The organism is Cardiobacterium sp. (genome assembly GCF_057314735.1).
The window spans coordinates 12,969-16,231 of record NZ_DBHKZK010000049.1 but is presented as its reverse complement, the minus strand read 5'-3'; the positions used below and the strand labels follow the sequence as shown (position 1 = coordinate 16,231).

Annotated in this window: 3 protein-coding genes; all 3 read right to left on the bottom strand. The window is 67.6% G+C overall.

The window, feature by feature from the left end:
* Positions 1 to 54: 54 nt before the first annotated feature.
* Entirely contained in the window at positions 55 to 1,629 is a 1,575-nt protein-coding gene (locus tag ACO54Z_RS05805) for an NAD(P)H-hydrate dehydratase (protein WP_485996168.1), read from the bottom strand.
* Positions 1,616 to 2,413 carry a tRNA pseudouridine(38-40) synthase TruA gene (gene truA / locus ACO54Z_RS05800; protein WP_485996167.1) on the bottom strand — a complete coding sequence of 266 codons (798 nt, stop codon included), beginning with the start codon at positions 2,411 to 2,413 and terminating at the stop codon, positions 1,616 to 1,618. Before truA ends, ACO54Z_RS05805 begins: the two co-directional genes overlap by 14 nt.
* 2 nt (positions 2,414 to 2,415) lie before the next feature.
* Positions 2,416 to 3,263, bottom strand: an 848-nt coding sequence (locus tag ACO54Z_RS05795; protein ID WP_485996166.1) for a FimV/HubP family polar landmark protein, incomplete at its 5' end; no start/stop codon positions are given.

The following is a 3,263-nucleotide window of genomic DNA, read 5'->3' as shown; positions in this document are numbered from 1 at the left end:
ATCCGCGCGCCGATGGACTGTAGCGAGTGTAGGGTGGGGCTTGCCCCACCATTTTTATTTCGGAGATTTGCGACAAGGCAGAGGCGGCAAATCGTGCGTTGCGTCCTGGCTGCTGGTGGGCTCAGGGAAAAGGCTTTGCAACGCGGCGGGGATGGCGGCGATGAGGTCGTGCGCGGTGAGGCTGGTGAGGTGGGTGCCGGCGACGGCGAGGTCAGCGGCGAGGCCGTGCAGGTACACGCCGATGGCGACGGCGGGGAAGGGCTCGTAGCCTTGCGCCAGCAGCGCGGCGATGATGCCCGCGAGGACGTCGCCACTGCCGCCTTTGGCCATGCCCGCGTTGCCGGTCGGGTTGATGAGGGTGTCGCCGTTGGGCGCGCTGATGATGCTGTACTTGCCTTTGAGGACGACAACCGCGTGCAGGCGGGCGGCGAGGTCGCGCGCAGCGGCCATGCGTTCGTGGTCGTGGGTGAGTGCGCGTCCGGCGAGGCGGGCATATTCGCCCGGATGCGGGGTGAGGATGCTGGCAGGTGGCAGTTTGGCTTGCAGCGCCGGGTCGGCGGCGAGCAGGTTGAGCGCGTCGGCGTCCCAGACCATCGGGCGGTCGCGGTAGCGGTCAGCAATTTCATGCAGTAGCGCGGCGGTATCGGCGTGGGTGCCGAGGCCGCAGCCAAGCAGCAGCGCGTCGGCGGCGATGTCGTGGCTGAGGCGGCTGTTGTGGCCGGGTTGCGGGTCGGCATCGCTCATCGCCTCCATGATTTGCGCATGGAAGGCATCGGTGCAGGCGGCGGGCAGGTGCGCGGTGAGTAAGCCGCAGCCGCTGCGCAACGCCGCTTTTGCCGCCATCACCGCCGCGCCGGTCATGCCACGGCTGCCTGCGATGAGGAGCAGTCGTCCGGCGTCGCCTTTGTGGGCGAAGCGGCGGCGCGGGCGGTATTGGGCACGCAGCCAGGCGGGGTCAAGCCAGCGCGCGCCGGGAATGGCGGCGACGGCGTCGCGGTCAAGGTCTATCGGCAACAGGTGCAGTGTGCCAACGTATTTTTCGTGTTCTGCCCAAAGCAGCGCCGCTTTGGGGCAGCCGAGGCAGAGGGTGTGCGTGGCGTGGACGGCGGGGTGTTGCGCGGCGTGCGGACGGTCGGCTTGCAGGCCGGAGGGCAGGTCAATGGCGACGACGGGGACGGGGGCGCGGTTGATGGCGGCGACGAGGCTGGCGTAGGGCTCGTCCAGCGGGCGGTTGGTGCCGACGCCAAAGAGGGCGTCAATCAGCACGCCGCGCGTGGGTGGGGTGAAGGCGGCGAGGTCGGCGGTCGGCAGCAGCCGTTCGAGGCGGGCGGCGTTGGCGTCGTGGTCGGCGCCACAGGGACGGTGTTGCGGGCGATAGACGTGTACGCGATCGCCACGCATGAACAGTTGGCGTGCGATGACGAGGCCGTCGCCGCCGTTGTTACCCGCGCCTGCGACTACCGTCCAGTGGTGGTTGTCCGGGTAGAGTTCCAGCAGTTTGGCGGTGCAGCGCGTCGCGGCGCGCTCCATCAGTTGTAGTGCGTTGATGCCCTGGCGTTCGCAGCTGAGGCGGTCAAGGCGGCGGATGTCGTCGGCATTCGCCAGCGGCAGCAATTCATTGAAATGCATCGGGTATCCAGGCGGGCGGGAAGGCGGGCAGCGCGTAGGCGGGCGGGTAGGTGATGCCGTTAAGGTACAGGCCTTGCGCCGGGGCGGTGATACCGGCGGCGCGGCGGTCGCGGCTGGCGAGGACTTCGCCCGGCCAGGCGGTGCTGCGGCGGCCATCGCCGACGGCGAGCAGCGTGCCGACGATGTTGCGCACCATGTGGTGCAGGAAGGCGTTGCCGCTGATGTCCACCGCGAGCCAGCCGCCGCGTTCGCGCACGTCGATGCAGCGGATGTAGCGCCACGGGCTTTTTGCCTGGCATTCGGCGGCGCGGAAGGCGCTGAAGTCGTGTTCGCCGATGAGTGCCTGCGCGGCAGTGTGCATCGCGACGGCGTCGAGCGCTTTTTTGTGCCAGTGGCAGCGGTGCGCCCACAGGGCGGAGGGTTGCGCGTGGTGGCGGATGAGGTAGCGGTAGTGGCGTTCGCGCGCGCTGTAGCGGGCGTGGAAGTCGGCGGGGACGGCCTGTATCCATTGCAGGCGGATGTCGGCAGGCAGGTAGCGGTTGCCGCCTGCCAGCCAGGCAAAATCGCTGCGCACGGCGTCGGCGTCAAAGTGGATGATTTGCGCGGTAGCGTGTACGCCCGCGTCGGTACGCCCGGCACAGGTGGTTTCCACCGCGTGCGCGGCGACTTGCCCCAGGGCGCGTTCGACCTGTTCCTGGATGGTGGACGCAAAAAAGGGCTGGCGCTGCCAGCCCGCATATTGCGTGCCGTCGTACTCAAGGCCGACGGCATAGCGTGTGGTCATGGTTATTTGTCGAGTTGTGCCAGCATACTGCGGGCGCGGACTTTTTGTGATTCGCTGCCGGATTCGAGGACTTCGTCCAGCCAGGAGCGCGCTTTTTCTGCCTTGCCCATGACGATGAAGGAGGTCGCCATGTCGAGGTTGATTTCCATCGCTTCCACGTCCACGTCGGCATCCGAGGCGGCAGGGGCGACGGTGGCAGCCGGGGCAGGTTTGGCAGCGGGTGCCGGTTCGGCTTTGGCGGCAGCGACAGTTTCGCTGTTGCTGCTGTCGTCGCTGAAGAAGTCGAGGGTTTCGTCATCGTCAGCGGCGGCAACCGGGGCGGCCGCTTCGGGGGCGCGTGCCGGTTCGTCTTCCAGCGCGAAGAAATCGAGCGCATCGCTTTGGGTTTCTGCGGCAGGTTCGGCGGCGATGACGACCGCGTCGCTGACCACGGTGTGATGTGCTGCCGGTTTTTCGGCCTCTTTTGCATCGTCTGCGGCTTTTGGCGCGGGTTTGGCTTTGGCCACTTCGGGCTGTTTGGCCGGGGCGGCGGGTTCTTCTTCGGCGAAGGAGAGGAAGTCGAAATCGTCGCCCGCGTCGGCAGCCGGGGCGGGTTCGGCTTTGGCCGGTTCAGGCTGTTTGGCCGGGGTGGAGGTTTCTTCTTCGGCGAAGGAGAGGAAGTCGAAATCGTCGCCTGCATCAGCAGCCGGAGCGGGTTCGGCTTTGGCCGCTTCGGGCTGTTTGGCCGGGGCGGCGGGCTCTTCTTCGGCGAAAGAGAGGAAGTCGAAGTCGTCGCCTGCATCAGCAGCCGGAGCAGGTTCGGCTTTGGCCGCTTCGGGCTGTTTGGCCGGGGCGGCGGGCTCTTCTTCGG